The organism is Neptunitalea lumnitzerae (assembly GCF_027924185.1).
Taxonomy (GTDB): Bacteria; Bacteroidota; Bacteroidia; order Flavobacteriales; family Flavobacteriaceae; genus Neptunitalea; species Neptunitalea lumnitzerae.
This window is the reverse complement of sequence record NZ_BRVO01000005.1, coordinates 80,315-97,982: the sequence shown is the minus strand read 5'-3', so window position 1 is coordinate 97,982 and position 17,668 is coordinate 80,315. Positions and strand designations below refer to the sequence as shown.

General features: G+C 33.4%; 16 protein-coding genes. 13 read left to right on the top strand and 3 right to left on the bottom strand.

Annotated features, from left to right (window positions below; all coding sequences use genetic code 11):
• Positions 1-8: 8 nt before the first annotated feature.
• The gene (locus tag Y10_RS16440; protein WP_309297844.1) at positions 9-269 is read left to right on the top strand and encodes an acyl-CoA-binding protein; all 261 of its coding nucleotides are present in this window, start codon (positions 9-11) and stop codon (positions 267-269) included.
• Positions 270-322: 53 nt separating this feature from the next.
• On the opposite strand, the gene Y10_RS16435 is transcribed toward Y10_RS16440, so the two are convergent.
• Positions 323-2,956: a valine--tRNA ligase gene (locus Y10_RS16435; RefSeq protein WP_281766515.1), complete on the bottom strand. Its 2,634-nt coding sequence runs from the start codon at positions 2,954-2,956 to the stop codon at positions 323-325.
• Positions 2,957-3,078: 122 nt separating this feature from the next.
• On the opposite strand from Y10_RS16435, the gene Y10_RS16430 reads away from it, so the two are divergent.
• Positions 3,079-3,507, top strand: coding sequence for a DUF1573 domain-containing protein (locus Y10_RS16430; protein ID WP_281766514.1), 429 nt, complete (start codon positions 3,079-3,081; stop codon positions 3,505-3,507).
• Positions 3,508-3,521: 14 nt separating this feature from the next.
• Here the strand turns inward: Y10_RS16430 and Y10_RS16425 are convergent, their stop codons facing one another.
• Positions 3,522-4,862 carry an aspartyl protease family protein gene (locus Y10_RS16425; RefSeq protein WP_281766513.1) on the bottom strand — a complete coding sequence of 447 codons (1,341 nt, stop codon included), beginning with the start codon at positions 4,860-4,862 and terminating at the stop codon, positions 3,522-3,524.
• 101 nt (positions 4,863-4,963) lie between these two features.
• Between Y10_RS16425 and Y10_RS16420 the strand changes: the two genes are divergently transcribed.
• From Y10_RS16420 to Y10_RS16380, 9 genes are all read left to right on the top strand, one after another.
• Positions 4,964-6,157, top strand: coding sequence for a pyridoxal phosphate-dependent aminotransferase (locus Y10_RS16420; RefSeq protein ID WP_281766512.1), 1,194 nt, complete (start codon positions 4,964-4,966; stop codon positions 6,155-6,157).
• Entirely contained in the window at positions 6,154-7,167 is a 1,014-nt protein-coding gene (murB, locus tag Y10_RS16415) for a UDP-N-acetylmuramate dehydrogenase (RefSeq protein WP_281766511.1), read from the top strand. The genes Y10_RS16420 and murB overlap by 4 nt, the downstream gene beginning before the upstream one ends.
• A gap of 66 nt (positions 7,168-7,233) precedes the next feature.
• Positions 7,234-7,440, top strand: coding sequence for a membrane or secreted protein (locus Y10_RS16410; protein ID WP_281766510.1), 207 nt, complete (start codon positions 7,234-7,236; stop codon positions 7,438-7,440).
• A gap of 15 nt (positions 7,441-7,455) precedes the next feature.
• Positions 7,456-8,565 (top strand): glycosyltransferase, encoded by a 1,110-nt coding sequence (locus tag Y10_RS16405; RefSeq protein WP_281766509.1) that lies wholly within the window; start codon positions 7,456-7,458, stop codon positions 8,563-8,565.
• Positions 8,556-9,119, top strand: a complete 564-nt coding sequence (locus Y10_RS16400; RefSeq protein WP_281766508.1) for an RNA polymerase sigma factor — start codon at positions 8,556-8,558, stop codon at positions 9,117-9,119. Before Y10_RS16405 ends, Y10_RS16400 begins: the two co-directional genes overlap by 10 nt.
• A gap of 3 nt (positions 9,120-9,122) precedes the next feature.
• The gene (locus Y10_RS16395) at positions 9,123-10,337 is read left to right on the top strand and encodes an Nramp family divalent metal transporter (protein ID WP_281766507.1); all 1,215 of its coding nucleotides are present in this window, start codon (positions 9,123-9,125) and stop codon (positions 10,335-10,337) included.
• Positions 10,338-10,405: 68 nt separating this feature from the next.
• A complete protein-coding gene (lipA, locus tag Y10_RS16390) occupies positions 10,406-11,281 on the top strand; it encodes a lipoyl synthase (RefSeq protein WP_281766506.1) in 876 nt (291 codons plus the stop codon).
• Positions 11,282-11,349: 68 nt separating this feature from the next.
• Positions 11,350-12,345: a type I glyceraldehyde-3-phosphate dehydrogenase gene (gene gap, locus Y10_RS16385; RefSeq protein ID WP_281766505.1), complete on the top strand. Its 996-nt coding sequence runs from the start codon at positions 11,350-11,352 to the stop codon at positions 12,343-12,345.
• A gap of 36 nt (positions 12,346-12,381) precedes the next feature.
• On the top strand, positions 12,382-14,604 hold the full coding sequence (locus tag Y10_RS16380) for a tetratricopeptide repeat-containing hybrid sensor histidine kinase/response regulator (protein WP_281766504.1): 2,223 nt from the start codon (positions 12,382-12,384) through the stop codon (positions 14,602-14,604).
• On the opposite strand, the gene lpxK is transcribed toward Y10_RS16380, so the two are convergent.
• Positions 14,605-15,606 carry a tetraacyldisaccharide 4'-kinase gene (gene lpxK / locus Y10_RS16375; protein WP_281766503.1) on the bottom strand — a complete coding sequence of 334 codons (1,002 nt, stop codon included), beginning with the start codon at positions 15,604-15,606 and terminating at the stop codon, positions 14,605-14,607.
• Positions 15,607-15,689: 83 nt separating this feature from the next.
• On the opposite strand from lpxK, the gene Y10_RS16370 reads away from it, so the two are divergent.
• The gene (locus Y10_RS16370; protein ID WP_281766502.1) at positions 15,690-16,784 is read left to right on the top strand and encodes a Nif3-like dinuclear metal center hexameric protein; all 1,095 of its coding nucleotides are present in this window, start codon (positions 15,690-15,692) and stop codon (positions 16,782-16,784) included.
• Positions 16,785-16,787: 3 nt separating this feature from the next.
• Positions 16,788-17,567 (top strand): zinc ribbon domain-containing protein, encoded by a 780-nt coding sequence (locus Y10_RS16365; RefSeq protein ID WP_281766501.1) that lies wholly within the window; start codon positions 16,788-16,790, stop codon positions 17,565-17,567.
• The last annotated feature ends 101 nt before the right edge of the window (positions 17,568-17,668 follow it).

Below are 17,668 nucleotides of genomic sequence, written 5' to 3'. Positions count from 1 at the left end.
ATATGACTATGAACAAAGATTTAGAAGCTGATTTTAAGGCTGCTGTAGAGCGAGTAAATAGTCATCAAGAGCCATTTCCGGCAGATGTATTACTAAGGCTTTATGCATACTTTAAAATAGCTACAAGAGACAACAATGGTCCTGGTAGTAAAACACCATTAATTAATGCCTTTAAGGCAAATGCGCTATTTCAAGTGCAAGAGATGGACACTAACGAGGCAAAACAAAATTATGTAAACTGTGTAAATAAATATTTTAACTCATTATAAAACAAAAAAGGCTTTTCTAACGAAAAGCCTTTTTTAATTTCTATAGTTTTAATCTAGCTTAAGTTAGCCAAACTTGCTTTTATAGTTTCTATCTTTGCCAAAGCATCTGCTTCTTTCTTTCTTTCTATTGCCACTACATTATCAGGTGCATTATTTACAAAACGCTCATTAGAGAGTTTCTTACGCACAGAATTTAAGAATCCTTCAGCATACTTTAATTCTCCTTTTAGCTTTTCTATTTCTGCTTCTACATCAATAGCACCAGCCACAGGTATAAAATATTCATTAGATTTTACACGGAAAGATAAAGCACCTTCCACTTGCTCATCTACATAACTTAACTCAGTTATATTTCCAAGCTTCTGAATTACACAATCAAAATCTTTAGCCACTTGTTCTCCATTTAAAATGGACAACTCTAAACTATCTTTATTAGGTATATTCTTTTCTTTTCTAATGGTTCTAATACCAGAAACAACCTCAGCAGCAAAATCAAAAGCATTTAACATCTCTTCATCATAAGAAGTTATTTCTGGCCATTTTGCAACTATTAATGCCTCATCCTTATCTCTTGTCTCAATGTATTGCCAAATTTCTTCTGTTAAGAATGGCATAAACGGATGTAAAATTCTAAGATTATCTTCAAACAATGCAATCACTTCTTTAAAAGTAGTAGCATCTATTGGTTTTTGGTAAGCAGGTTTTACCATTTCTAACAACCATGAACAGAAATCATCCCATACCAATTTATAAGACGCCATTAAAGCATCTGATATACGGTACTTACTAAAATGATCTTCAATCTCCACAAGTGTTTTCTGCAGTTTGTTAGCATACCACTTAACAGCTATTTTAGAAGCTTCTGGTTGCTCAATGGTAGCATCTACCTCCCAACCTTTTACCAATCTAAAGGCATTCCAAATTTTGTTAGCAAAGCCTTTTCCTTGTTGGCAAAGTGCCTCATCAAACAATAAATCGTTACCAGCAGCAGAACTTAATAATAACCCTACACGTACTCCATCTGCACTATAATCTTCAATTAACTTTAATGCATCTGGTGAATTCCCTAAAGATTTTGACATTTTTCTACGTTGCTTATCACGTACCAAACCTGTCAAATATACATTTGTAAAAGGCTTTTTATCTCTAAACTCATACCCTGCAATAATCATACGTGCCACCCAGAAAAATAAAATATCTGGTCCGGTAACTAAATCATTTGTTGGGTAGTAGTATTCAATTTCTTTATTTTCTGGCTCTAATATACCATTGAAAACACTAATTGGCCATAACCAAGAAGAAAACCATGTATCTAAAGCATCTTCATCTTGCTTTAAATCTGCTGCTACTAAGGTAGCATTTCCTGTTTTCTCTTTTGCAAGTTCAAGTGCTTTCTCTAATGTTTCAGCTACTACAAAATCTTCTTTACCATCTCCATAGTAAAAAGCAGGTATTTGCTGTCCCCACCATAACTGACGAGAAATATTCCAGTCTCTAATATTCTCCATCCAATGGCGGTAAGTATTCTCAAACTTCTTAGGGAATAACTTCACCTCTTCAGAACCTAACACAGCTTCTAATGCAGGTTTTACCAAATCTTCCATTTTCAAGAACCACTGGTCTGATAGTCTTGGTTCAATAACAGCCTTGGTTCTTTCTGAAGTACCAACTTTATTTAAGTGCGTTTCTGTTTTTACTAAAAACCCTTTTTCTTCTAACTCTTTTGCTATCTCTTTTCTAACCACAAAACGATCTTTCCCTTCATAATGTAAACCAAAAGAATTAAGGGTAGCGTTAGCATTAAAAATATCAATAACCTCTAAGTTATGTTTTTCTCCTAAGTTCTTATCATTCTCGTCGTGTGCAGGAGTTACCTTTAAACAACCAGTACCAAACTCAATATCTACATACTCATCTTCAATAATAGGAATTACTCTATTAACTAATGGCACAATAGCCTTTTTACCTTTTAAATGAGTATAACGCTCATCATTAGGGTTAATACAAATAGCGGTATCACCTAAAATAGTTTCGGGTCTGGTAGTAGCAATGGTTACTTTTTCATCACTTCCTTCAATAGGATATGCTAAATAATACAAATGCCCTTGACGCTCTTCATAAATAACCTCTTCATCAGACAAGGTAGTTTTAGCCTCCGGATCCCAGTTTACCATACGGTACCCACGGTAAATAAGTCCTTTGTTATATAAGTCAACAAATACTTTTACAACCGAAGCGTACATATCGTCATCAAGGGTAAACTTAGTTCTATCCCAATCACAAGAGCACCCTAATTTTTTCAACTGCTCTAAAATAATACCTCCATGCTTATCGGTCCATTCCCAAGCATGTTTCATAAACTCTTCACGCGTAAGGTCAGCTTTCTGAATTCCTTCTTCTTTTAATTTAGCTACTACTTTTGCTTCGGTAGCAATAGATGCGTGGTCTGTACCCGGCACCCAGCAAGCATTCATACCCTTTAAACGTGCTCTACGAATAAGCACATCTTGAATGGTATTGTTAAGCATATGCCCCATGTGCAATACACCTGTAACGTTTGGTGGCGGTATTACTATAGTATATGGCGTACGCTCATCTGGCTCTGAATGGAAGTAATTATGTTGCATCCAGTAGTCATACCATTTATTCTCAATAGTCGTTGCTTCGTACTTAGAAGGAATTTCCATGTTGGTTTACTTTTTTCAATATAGTTTGCAAAAGTAGCTATATCTATATGATTTTAAAAGCAATTAATATATTTTGATGATTAGAAGAAACTAGCTACATTTACATCACTAATCTTATCACCATGAAAAACTTTTACCTATTATTCTTAGTATGCCTATTTTCTGGTATAACCTACGCCCAAGAAAAAGTAGCTAATATTGAGTTTACTACACAAGAAATTGATTATGGCACTATTGCTAAAGGTAGTAATGGTATTAGAACTTTTGAGTTTACCAATACCGGAGAAGCACCTCTAGTAATTACCAACGTATACTCTAGCTGCGGATGTACCATACCTAAAAAACCAGAAGAACCCATTGCTCCAGGTAAAACCGGAGTTATAGAAGTAAAATATAACACCACCCGTGTAGGGCCAATATCTAAAACCATTACCGTACACTCTAATGCTAAAAACGCTCCAACAATAGCTTTACGAATTAAAGGTACCGTTGACGATAAAAAAGAAGAAAGTGTTTTAATGAAGAAAACATCTGTAATGGATAAGAAATAATAAGAAAAGCTGTTTTACAACAGCTTTTTTAGTATAAATACAAATTTCATTTCTTCTCCTCCTCTATTCACTAGCAACTTAATTTTTTTACCAGGCTTAGTATTCAACAACTCCTGAATTTCTTCCATAGACTGGTTGGTTATTACTTTATTATTAATACGCAGTAACACATCCCCTTTTCGCAAACCTGCTATTGCTGCCGGAGACCCCTCCCTTAACTCTGCTATTTCTATAGCCTCCGTTAAATGATACTGCACTTGCTCTTGAAAAAAAGAAGTATAATTAACAGTATTGGTAACACCCTGAGAAGCATTTTGGTCATACCTTCTACTACCATTACTTATATGCTCTTCTACAAAGCGCACTCCGTTATGCCGCACAATAATACCACTCATATTATAATAAAATGGTTTTTTATAATGATGCCCCTTACGCAACCTAACCCACTTTTCTTTATAATTAATGGTAACCAAAAATCTACTTAATAATTCTGCCCCTATACTACCGTTACTATAGTCATCTCGTTTTAAATTAATCATGTATTCCGTATCCGGAAACGCGCACTTAACTTCGTTGAGCTCAAACATACCGCCCAAACCAAAAGTGGGGATTTTTGTACGTTTACCAACAATATCTCCCGAAAGTCCCACTCCTAAATAATCTGAAAAATTAGGTTCGGTTACTTGTATAGTATCACTCTTAAACAACCAAACCGCATCGCTACTGCCTGTATCTAACAAAAGTGTAACCTGCTTCAACTCTTTATCAGCCAAACCAACCTCGGCAGTCACATATGGTTTCCGCTTAAAAAACTCAATAGGCAACTCTACTTCCTTCCGCTTCTTTCTTTTCTTATACTTTTCTTCCGGATAAAACCGAATCAACTCCTTATCATAATCAATCTCCACTATAAAATCTTTCAAAATATCATACCCAATAATTCCGTGTACCTCTACTCCCAAAAACCTACTAAAATCAGAAGCTTCATCTATAAGTATAAACACCTCGTGATGAGTATCTACCAGATTCCCTATTTTAATGGTATTATTTTCTGAGTACACCACCTTAAAAGGCTCTTTACTCCCCAACCCTGTTAAAAACATTTCTTCAACATGATTTAACGGTAAAGAGTCTACCTTACTTAAACTAAGTATCACCGTTTTATTAACTCCAGAATCTAGAATAAAATTCATTTCTACACCATTTACCACTACCGGTAAAAAAATAAGATTGCCTTTAGACTTAAAATGAAATTCTTCGTAAGATTTATCGCTCTGAAAAGAAAAAGGCTGTGCATATATCTGTGCGGAAATACTCAACAACACCCCCATTGTAACAAGCTTCACCCAATACATTTTACCTTTTTTATTGAATTTACAAAAAAAAATCGAAATCCATTTTAGCATTTACAATGAAAAAATAACTTTGCAACATCAGTATTTTTAAATTCAAATAAATGCCTGCTATATCTATTAAGGGTATACATATGCCCGAATCACCTATTAGAAAATTAGTACCTTATGCTGAGGATGCTAAAAAAAGAGGTACCAAAGTGTACCACTTAAACATAGGACAACCAGACATTAAAACTCCTGAAATTGCAATTGACGCTGTAAAAAACAGTACTATAGAAGTATTAGAATACAGCAGAAGTGAAGGTTCTGAAACCTACAGAGAAAAAATAGCTGCGTACTACAAAAAATGTAACATTGATGTAAAAGCAGAAGATATTATTGTTACCACTGGTGGTTCTGAAGCATTACTTTTTGCACTTGGTACCATAGCAGATCCTGAGGATGAAATTATAATTCCAGAGCCATTTTATGCTAACTACAATGGTTTTGCTACCTCTGCAAATATTAAAGTAGTTCCTGTTGTTTCTAAATTTGAAGATAACTTTGCCTTACCTCCTATTGAGGAATTTGAAAAATTGATTTCTCCTAAAACTAAAGCTATCCTAATTTGTAACCCAGGAAACCCTACTGGTTACCTATACTCTAAAGAGGAAATTAAAAAATTAGCAGCCCTAGTAAAAAAACACGACCTTTTTATTATTGCTGACGAAGTATATAGAGAATTTACTTATGATGGTGCAGAACACTACTCTATTTTACAAGAAGAAGGTATTGATGACAATGCTATTATTATAGATTCTGTATCTAAAAGATATAGTATGTGCGGCGCACGTATAGGTTGTTTAGTTTCTAAAAATAAAGCTGTTATTACTACGGCTTTAAAATTTGCACAAGCAAGATTATCACCTCCTACCTTAGCACAAATTGCTTGTGAAGCTGCATTAGATACTCCGCAAAGCTATTTTGATGATGTAATTACAGAATATGTTGAGCGCAGAAACACTTTAGTTGAAGCATTAGAGCAAATTGAAGGGGTTAGCGTTGCTAAACCCAAAGGAGCCTTTTATTGCATTGTAAAGTTACCAGTAAAAAATGCTGATGATTTTGCACAATGGTTACTGGAAAGTTTTGACTTAGATGGTGAAACTATTATGGTGGCACCTGCAGCCGGATTCTACTCTTCTCCTAATATAGGCCAAGACGAAGTACGTTTTGCGTATGTTTTAAAGAAAGAACTACTTGTAAAAGCTGCTAACATATTAAAAGAAGCACTAAAGGTATATCCTAACGCATGAAGCTACTAGAAAATATATCTTTAAAACCTTATAACACATTCGGAATTGATGCTAGCGCAAAACAGTTTGTTAGCATCAATTCTGAAAACGAATTAAAAGAGGTTTTAACCTACCACAAAGAAACCCCTAAATTTATTTTAGGAGGCGGCAGCAATATGCTACTTACTCAAGATGTAGATAAACTGGTAATTCATGTTAATATTAAAGGGATTACTACATTAGAAAGCAACAACGAGTATGCACTAATAAAAGTAAATGCTGGCGAAAATTGGCATGAATTTGTAATATGGTGCATTAACCACAACCTAGGCGGGGTTGAAAACCTATCACTCATCCCTGGTAACGTAGGAACTTCTCCTGTACAAAACATTGGCGCCTACGGAGTAGAACTAAAAGATGTATTTTACTCTTGTGAAGCATTAGAAATTAGCACTGGTAAAAAACGTGTTTTTACTAAAGAAGATTGTGAGTTTGGTTATAGAGAGTCTGTTTTTAAAAAGCAAGAAAAGGGCAAGTTTATCATAACCAATGTTACTTTTAAACTAACAAACACCAACCATATTCTTCATACAGCTTATGGAGCTATACAACAACAATTAGCTACCAATGGTGTAACCTCACCAACTATTAAAGACATCTCTGATGCTGTAATTACAATTAGAGAAAGCAAACTACCCAACCCTAAAGAAATAGGAAATAGTGGTAGTTTTTTTAAAAACCCCGTAGTAGATAAAAATAGGTTTACTGCATTTCAAAAAGAATATCCTAACGCTCCTTTTTATAAAGTATCTGAAAACGAATATAAAATACCAGCGGGATGGCTTATTGAACAAAGTGGTTTTAAAGGCAAACGTTTTGGCGATGCCGGTGTACATAAAAACCAAGCTTTAGTGCTTGTAAACTACGGAAATGCAACAGGTTCTGAAATTTTAGAGTTAGCTAAAAACATTATAAAAACAGTAACTGAAAAATTCAATATTCCTATAGAAGCCGAAGTTAACATAGTTTAATAGCATTTATTTTAGGTTTTTCTCTTAATTAGTTATCTTTGCCTTATAAATTAAAAGACATTTATTATGCAAGTATTTATCATAACCGCAATATTACTAGCCTTAGCTTTTGCAGGAATCGCAATTAAGATTTGGGCTAAAAAAGACGGTAAATTTGCCGGTACTTGTGCTAGTCAAAGTCCTTACCTTAACAAAGATGGTGAAGCATGTAGTTTTTGCGGTAAAATGCCGGAAGAACAAGAATGTAGAAATCAGGAAAAATTCCAAAACTAACTGTAAACCCAACGAATGGTTACAGCTTTATTTTATGCCCTTTGTGTTATTGTAGCAATACAAGCCATTTACTACCTGGGCATTTTCAGTAATTTTGCTTTTCTATCTTCAAAAGACACCGCTAGTCGTAAAGAAGTTCCTGTATCTGTAATTATCTGCGCTAAAAATGAAGCCGATAATTTACGAGAAAACCTCCCACATTTTATCAATCAAAATTTTAAAAAATTTGAATTGGTATTAATCAATGATATTTCTAGTGATGACACACTAGAGGTAATGGAGGAATTTGCAGAAAAGCATGGCAATATTAAAATAGTAAATGTAGCCCATAACGAAACCTTTTGGGGAAAGAAGAAATATGCATTAGTACTAGGCATTAAAGTTACCAGTTATGATTATTTGGTATTTAGTGATGCCGATTGCAAACCTGCCTCTAACCTATGGCTACAAGAAATTGTAAATAATTTTACAGCAGATAAAACTATTGTTTTAGGATACGGAGCCTACAACAGAGTTAAAAATTCACTTTTAAACGCTCTAGTAAGGTACGAAACCCTATTAACCGCTATGCAATATTTTTCTTTAGCAAAAATAGGCATGCCCTATATGGGAGTTGGCAGAAACTTAGCCTATCATAAAAATGAATTTGTAAAGCACAATGGTTTTGCCAATCATATGCACGTAAGAAGTGGTGACGATGATTTATTTGTAAATGAAGCTGCTACAAAAAAAAATACTGCCATTTGTTTTAGTCCTGAGTCTTTTACTAGCTCTACCCCAAAAACAACTTTCATTAGTTGGATAGCTCAAAAAAGAAGACACATATCTACTGCTAAGTATTACAAGAAAAAACATAAATTTACCCTAGGTCTTTTTTACGTATCACAACTTTTATTTTGGATACTAGCCATCACACTTTTAACGTTTCAATATCAATTCATATATTTAGGTGCTATTGTAGGTTTCAGATTTTTAATTCAGTACCTTGTCATTGGTTTTTCAGCCAAAAAACTACAAGAAACTAGACTAATATGGCTTTTACCTATTTATGAGTTATTATTACTTTTCTTCCAGTTTTTTATTTTTATTGCTAACATCATTTCAAAACCAGTAGATTGGAAATAAAATCAGAACGAATTCAACTAAGTATTCAGCTTGCTAAAAAGGGAGATCAGAATGCTTTTAGGTTTCTTTTAGACACCTACTGGAATGATGTATATGGGTTTCAGCTTACCCGTACCAAGAATGAAAATGATGCTGAAGATATTACCATTCAAACTTTCTCTAAAGCTTTTGATAAAATAGATACGTTTAATGAGCAATATGAATTTAAAACTTGGTTAATGACCATTTCTAAAAATTTACATATTGACTTAATTAGAAAACGAAAAAGCAGCATAGCCCACAAGGCTATTCAGGCAAGTGATGATGCTATTTTTAACGTGCCAGACGACGCCCCTACTGCTGAAGATATACTTATACAAGAACAGAATCTTGCCAAATTGCTTAAGTATATTAAAAAGTTAAAACCTCACTATCAAGAAATGATTCAATTGCGTTATTTTCAAGAAATGACGTATGAAGAAATTTCAGAAACTATAGAAGAACCTATTAACAACGTAAAGGTAAAACTTCTAAGAGCTAAAAAGTTACTAGCAGAGATTATTAAGAAAAAATAAACCATGGGAATTCTCAAAAAACTCGGACCGGGAATTCTTTTTGCCGGCGCAGCAATTGGAGTTTCTCACTTAGTACAATCTACCAAAGCAGGAGCCGAATTTGGCTTTGGACTTGTATGGGCACTTATTTTGGTAAATTTATTTAAGTATCCGTTTTTTAGATTTGCACCACAATATTCACTTGCTACAGGAGAGAGTATTTTAAAAGGGTATTATAAATTAAGCCCTTGGGTGCTTTGGGTATATTTTATATTAAACATAGCTACTATGTTTACCATACAAACTGCTGTTACCATAGTAACAGCAGGTCTGGCTGCAAATTTATTCAACATTTCTATTGATGTAATTACGTGGAGTTTTATAGTTACGCTAATATGTGTATTGGTTTTAATTATAGGTAAGTATAAACTGTTAGATACTTTAATGAAGGTTATTGTGACCACATTAACCATTTCTACAGTTATTGCACTTGTCATGGCTATTTTTAAAACCGAGCACCAATTTAGCTTTGAGCAAGTAATACCTAGTGGTACTGCGGGGATAGCTTTTCTTATTGCATTTATGGGATGGATGCCCGCTCCTATTGATGTTTCTATATGGCAATCTATGTGGACACTAGAAAAACAAAAAACCGCTTCTAGCACGCCATCCAAAACCTCAATGATAGACTTTAATATTGGCTATATTGCAGCCACCATTATCGGACTACTTTTTATTGGTTTAGGAGCTTTAATTATGTACAATGCAGAAGAAACATTTAGCTCAAAGGCAGCCGTTTTTGCTTCGCAGTTAATTAATATGTACACCACACATTTAGGAGATAGCACCTATTACTTAATTGCAATTGCTGCTTTTACCACCATGTTTAGTACTACCCTAACTACTACCGATGCCTCCCCACGTGTAATGGCAAGCTCTTTTGAACTGCTTAGCGGTAAAAAGATAAAACATTCGTATGCAATTTGGATGATTATATTGGTATTAGGCACCATGGCAATTTTTCTTTTCTTCCTGTCCGAAATGAAAGTTCTTGTTCAAATAGCCACAGTACTCTCTTTTGTTACAGCACCCTTTTATGCCATTATAAACTATGCTTTAATAACTTCTAAGCATACCCCAAAAAGCTGGCAACCAGGAATATTGTTAAGAATTTTAAGTTATAGTGGTATTATTTTCTTAATTGGTTTTGGCATTTGGTACGTAATTCAGTTCTTTTAAAAACCCATCATAATCCGTTATTGTAATAATTTTATAGTTTGTATCTTTGCTTCTCAAAAGTTGAATGTATGAGTACAGAGACGATAAGCAATACAGCGCCTGCTAAAAACAAACCTAAATGGTTACGTGTTAAGTTACCTACAGGTAAAAAATATACCGAGTTAAGAGGTCTTGTAAATAAATATGATTTACATACCATCTGTACTTCGGGAAGCTGCCCTAATATGGGAGAATGTTGGGCAGAGGGTACTGCTACCTTTATGATACTAGGAAATATATGTACTAGAAGCTGCGGATTTTGTGGTGTTAAAACTGGTAGACCCGAAACTATTGACTGGGAAGAGCCTGAAAAAGTAGCTCGCTCTATTAAATTAATGAATATTAAGCACGCAGTTATTACCTCTGTAGACAGAGATGACCTTAAAGACATGGGGTCTATCATTTGGGCAGAAACCGTAAAAGCTGTTAGAAGAATGAACCCAACTACTACCATGGAAACGCTAATTCCAGATTTTCAAGGTATAGAAAGACATATAGACCGTATTGTAGAAGTAAGTCCTGAAGTAGTTTCTCATAATATGGAAACTGTGAGAAGACTTACGCGTGAAGTTAGAATTCAGGCGAAATACGACAGAAGCTTACAAGTTTTAAAATATTTAAAAGATCAAGGTATTAACAGAACTAAATCTGGTATTATGCTTGGGCTTGGGGAAAAAGAAGAAGAAGTGATTGAAACGTTACATGACCTTAAAGAAAACAATGTTGATATTGTTACCATTGGTCAGTACCTACAACCTTCTAAGAAACACTTACCGGTAAAACAGTTTATTACTCCGGATCAGTTTAAGAAATATGAAGATATAGGTAAAGAACTTGGTTTCCGCCATGTAGAAAGTGGAGCTTTGGTAAGATCTTCATATAAGGCACATAAACATATTGAATAGTATATTTATAACGTATAAATAAATCCTGCTTTATTTAGATTCAGCAGGATTTTTTGTCTTTACAGGTAATGAAAAAAACTAGAATTGCCATTAATGGCTTTGGACGAATAGGAAGAACCCTTTGCAGACTTTTACAAAACAACCCTAACATAGAGGTTGTTGCTATTAATGATTTAGCAGACTCAAGAACGTTAAGTCATTTATTAAAATACGACAGTATTCATGGCGTACTACCGCATACGGTAACCTATGACGAAAAGCACATTATTAATGATGGAGTGAAGATTCCATTATTAAACGAAAAAGACATTACACAATTAGATTGGTCTCCTTACCATGTAGATATTGTAGTAGAAGCTACAGGAAAACATAAAACCAGAAACTTATTAAAACACCATATAAACAATGGTGCTAAAAAAGTAATTCTATCCGTTCCGCCGGAGGATGATAGTATTAAAATGATTGTTTTAGGGGTTAACCAACATATACTTGATGGAAGTGAAGACATTGTTTCCAATGCTTCATGCACCACAAACAATGCTGCACCAATGATTAAGGTGATTAATGATTTATGTGGTATTGAGCAAGCATATATAACTACAATTCACTCATACACCACAGACCAAAGTTTACATGACCAACCACATAGAGATTTAAGAAGAGCTAGAGCAGCAGGGCAATCTATAGTACCCACTACTACCGGAGCAGCAAAAGCACTCACAAAAATTTTCCCTAACCTATCAGATGTAATGGGAGGATGCGGTATTAGGGTACCCGTACCAGATGGTTCTATGACAGATATAACCTTTAATGTAACTAAAGAAATTTCTATAGATACCATTAACAACGCTTTTAAAAATGCTTCTGAAACTTACCTAGAAGGTATTTTACAATATACGGAAGACCCAATCGTTTCTATTGATGTAGTAAACAATTCACATTCTTGTTTATTTGACGCACAAATGACATCTGTTATTGATAAAATGGTAAAAATCATTGGTTGGTACGATAATGAAGTTGGATATTCTAACAGAATTATTGACTTAATTAATTATATGTCATAATATTGCTATATTTGGATACTATTTTTTTAGTAATTAATGAAGTTTAGTTTTTTAAAATATTTTTTCTTTCTCATTTCCCTAACATTTTCCTTTGAGAGTTATGCTACTCAGAGCCAAAATGATAGTATACCCTTACTTATTTCTGATATTTTTATCTACAAAAACCAAGGGAACTATGAACTTGCTTTAGAGAAAGCTAATATTCTACTTGAAATTTCTGAAACTGAAGAGAATATAGAATATTCAGGAATTGCTCATTTGGTTTTAGCAGAAACCAATGAAAATTTGAAAAGATATGATAAAGCTCTTAAATTTATTGATGTAGCACACTCTGAGTTTACGCAAAGTAATAATGATTATCTTATTGCTATGAGCAATATTATTAAGGCTCAAATACTCATCAATCAAAATATAGAGAATAAGGATGCAATTGAAAAATTACTAAAAAAAAGTGCTTCTATATTATCTAAAAACAACTTAAAGGAATTTAAATCTAACATTGTTTTTACTCAAGGATTACTGCTGCATCTTTCGGGTGAATATCATAGTGCTATTCCACTTTTTGAAAAATCATTACCCGTAAAAAACAAATACGAACAAGATTATTTAACTAATCTGGGGTATTTGTTTTTAGGGCAGGCATATCTGGCTACAAACCAACTACAAAAGGCAGAATTAAACGCTGACAAGGCTAGAGAATATGGCGAAATTTTTAATTTTAAGAAGATCCTTACAAAAACATATAAGCTATATAGCGACATCTACAAAAGCAAAGGAGATTTCGAACAAGCGCTACTATATGCAAACAAATATGAACAAGAACTTAATAAAGAGTTTGACAACTCTGTTCTAGACAACCAAGATGTATATGCAGACCAATCTGAAATTGAATTTCAGAACAAGTTAATTGAATCTATTAACCAACAAAATATAGAAAATAACGAGAAGTTAAGCAAATCTAACTACACCTCTATATTTTCTTCTGCACTGCTAATTATTATATCGCTTCTTACGGTTTCTCTATACAGAAATAATAAGATTAAGCTTAAAACTAACGAACTATTAGTAAAGAAGAATAACGAATTACTTAGAGCCAAAGAGAATGCAGAAAAAGCTATGAAAGCTAAAACGCAATTTCTATCTACGGTAAGTCATGAGTTAAGAACACCCTTGTATGCAGTTACCGGTTTAACCCATTTGTTGCTACAAGAAAACCCTACCGAAAACCAAAAGGAGCACTTAAAATCTTTAAAATTCTCAGGTGAATATCTATTAACTTTTATAAATGATATTCTTCAGATAAATAAAATTGAAGCGAAAAAATTAACCATACAAAATGTACCCTTCAATTTAGAAGAAATAATGTCTGACGTTATTAACTCCCTTCAGCAAACCTCTAAAGAGAGTAATAATGTAATGCAACTAAAAGTAGACAATGGAATACCTCCTCAATTGATAGGAGACCCACTTAAATTGTCTCAAATATTCATTAACCTTGTTGGTAATGCTATTAAGTTTACAGAAAATGGAGAAGTAAATTTAGTTGCTAGAATTCTACACGAAACTGAAACGCACATCAATATTCATTTTGAAATAAACGATAATGGTATCGGAATTTCAGACGAGGTACAGAAAAATATTTTTGAAAGTTTCTCGCAAGGATCTATTCAAATTAACAGAAAATATGGCGGTACAGGTTTAGGACTTAACATTGTAAAAAGTCTTTTAGAACTTCTAAATAGTCAGATTTCTTTACAAAGTAAAATAGGCGAAGGTAGCTCATTCTACTTTGATATTAATTTTGAGAAAGCTAAAGACCTTGAGATTGTACCTGAAGAAATTGTTGATGAACTTAACACAGACGATATTATTAAAGATCTTCACTTATTACTAGTAGAAGACAACAAAATAAACCAGGTTATTACTAGAAAAATGTTAACCCAGAAAAATATTACTTGTGATATTGCAGATGATGGTTACATTGCTATAGAAAAAGCTAAAGAAAACACTTATGATGCCATATTAATGGATATTCATATGCCTGGAATTAGTGGTTTAAAAGCTACCCAAGAAATTAGAAAGTTTGACACTAAAATACCTATCATTGCCTTAACTGCAATTTCTTTAGATGAAAATACAGAAGACTTTTATGAAGTTGGTTGTAATGACATTGTAACCAAACCATTTAAGCCAGATGAATTCTACAAGAAAATAGCTAAGAACATTCTAGAAAATATTAGATTTAATCAAGAGTCTTAATTATTTATAAGAGCTTATAAATTCGTGTAATTGATTAACAAAGGCTTCCTCTGCTCCTAAAAACTTTGTTTTAATAGGTAAGTAATAAACTTTAGAAATTTTATCCTTTATCCTAACATAGTCTTTTTGGGTGGTAATAATGCATTCTTGTTCTGCCAATAACGCAATTTCTTTATCGGTAAAATTATGATGGTCTGGAAAATCTAAATGATTAAACTGTAACCCTTCAGATTTTAAATGATTCACCAAATACGCTGGTTTTGCTATACCAGTAACCAGTGTAAATGCTTTATCTTTAAAATTCTTTAAAGGTATTTCTGAATGCTCATTTACAACAGTATCACTATAACTAATAGTGGTGAAATATACAGGTTGATTAGCGCCAAGTTTTTGCTTTACTTTTGCTTTCTCTTCTTCCGTAATATAATGAGGACACTTGGTAACAATTATACAACTGGCCCGCTTTGCTTGATTTTTAGTATCTCGTAAATTCCCCGTTGGTAACATAAAGTCGTTAATATACAACCTGTCATACGTAGTTAACAAAGCATAAAAACCAGCTTTTACTTTTCTATGCTGGTAAGCATCATCTAAAATAAGCACCTCTGGTAATGTATTTTTCTCTTTTAAGGTAGCAATACCATGTTGTCTATCAGCATCTACAGCAACAATTGCTTCAGGAAAATCTGAATATAATTGGTACGGCTCATCCCCTATTTCATCGGCTGTTACAGCATTATCAGCCAAAACAAATCCCTCAGACTTTCTTTTATATCCTCTACTTAACACCCCAGTCTTATAGGTAACTCCTAAAACATCCAGAACGTACGCTGTCATAGGTGTTTTACCAGTACCACCAACACTTAGATTACCTATCACAATAATAGGAAAATCGTACGATTTACTTTTTAATACACCATAGTCAAATAATAAATTTCTACACCATACAACCATACCATATAGAACAGTTATGGGAAAAAGTAAAAATCGTAATACCTTCATAAATCATTAATTATAAAAGCGAAATTAACTTATTTTATGCGTACTGAAAAAGATTTATTTTTGTACCTTTTGAATTCTTATTTATGACTGTACAAAACGTAATAAACCATATTGAACAGCTAGCTCCGTTAAACTACGCAGAAGGTTTTGATAATGTTGGCCTTTTGGTAGGCGAAGCATCTACCGAAGTAACGGGAGTACTGGTTACACTAGACACTTTAGAAGCTGTTGTAGACGAAGCTATAGAGAAAAACTGCAATCTAATTGTTAGCTTTCACCCTATTATTTTTTCAGGACTAAAAAAAATCACTGGAAAAAACTATGTAGAACGTGTTGTAATTAAAGCAATACAAAACAACATAGCCATTTATGCAATGCATACAGCATTAGATAATGTTTTTAATGGTGTTAATGGCAGAATTTGTGATGTTTTGGAATTACAAAATCGTTCTGTTTTAATTCCGCAAAAAGGTACTATCAAAAAACTAATAACCTTTGTACCTACAAGAGATGCAGAGCAACTAAGAAATGCTCTTTTCAATGCAGGTGCGGGCAGTTTAGGTAATTATGATAATTGCAGCTTTGCAATAGAGGGCACTGGAACCTTTAAAGGTAATGAAGACTCCAATCCGCAAATTGGTGAAAAAGGAACATTACATTTTGAAAAGGAAGTACAAATAGGGGTTACCTACCCTAAACATTTAGAGCAACAAATACTCAAAGCACTATTTAATACACATCCTTACGAAGAGGTAGCCTACGAGGTAACCACCTTAGAAAACAACAACCAACACATTGGTATGGGTATGATTGGAGAACTTAGCAAGGCTATGACAGAAGAAGACTTTTTAACCTATTTAAAAGAAAAAATGAACGTTTCTTGCATAAGACATTCAGCCCTTTTAAATAAACCCATACAAAAAGTTGCAGTTTTAGGTGGTAGCGGTGCATTTGCTATTACAAATGCAATTAGTGCAGGAGCAGACATTTACATTACAGGAGACGTAAAATATCATGAATTTTACAAAGCTGAAAACAAGATGATCATAGCCGATATAGGCCATTATGAAAGTGAGCAGTTTACAAAAAATTTATTAGTTGAGTATCTTACAAAAATTTTTCCTAATTTTGCAATCATTTTATCAACAACAAATACGAATCCCATCAAGTATTTATAAGACATGACAAAAAAAACAGAAGTTACCGTAGAAGAGAAGCTGAGAGCACTTTATGACTTACAATTAATTGACTCCAGAATTGATGAGATACGAAACGTACGTGGAGAATTACCTTTAGAAGTAGAAGATCTTGAAGATGAAGTAGAAGGTTTAAAAACTCGTATGGTTAAGCTTAACAATGAGTTAGAAACTCTAAACGAGCAAATAAGTAACAGAAAAAATTTAATTGAAGAAGCTAAAACTTTAATTAAAAAGTATAACGAGCAGCAAAAAAATGTTAGAAATAACAGAGAGTACAACTCTATTTCTAAAGAAATTGAATTTCAAGAATTAGAAATTCAACTTGCTGAAAAACACATCCGTGAGTTTAAAGCTCAGGTTGAACAAAAGAAAGAAGTTATTTCTACAACTAAAGAGCGTCTTTCTGAAAGAGAAACTCACTTACAACACAAAAAAGATGAGTTAGATGCTATCTTAGGTGAAACTGAAAAAGAAGAGCAAGCTTTAATTGAAAAGTCTGCAGAATACGAAAATTCAATTGAACCAAGATTGGTGAGCGCTTATAAGCGTATTAGAGGTAGTGTTAAAAACGGATTAGCAGTAGTATCTATTGAAAGAGGTGCTTCTGGTGGATCTTTCTTCACTATCCCTCCACAAATTCAGATGGAAATCTCTTCTCGTAAAAAGATTATTACTGATGAGCATAGTGGACGTATTTTAGTTGACCCTGCTTTAGCAGATGAAGAAAGAGAAAAAATGAATCAATTATTTTCTGCATTATAAGTAAAATAACTGAACAAGTCTTTTAATTACTAGATAAGTCTAAGACATTTATTAGTAATTATATAAATACTAAAAAAGCCTCATTATTAAATAATGAGGCT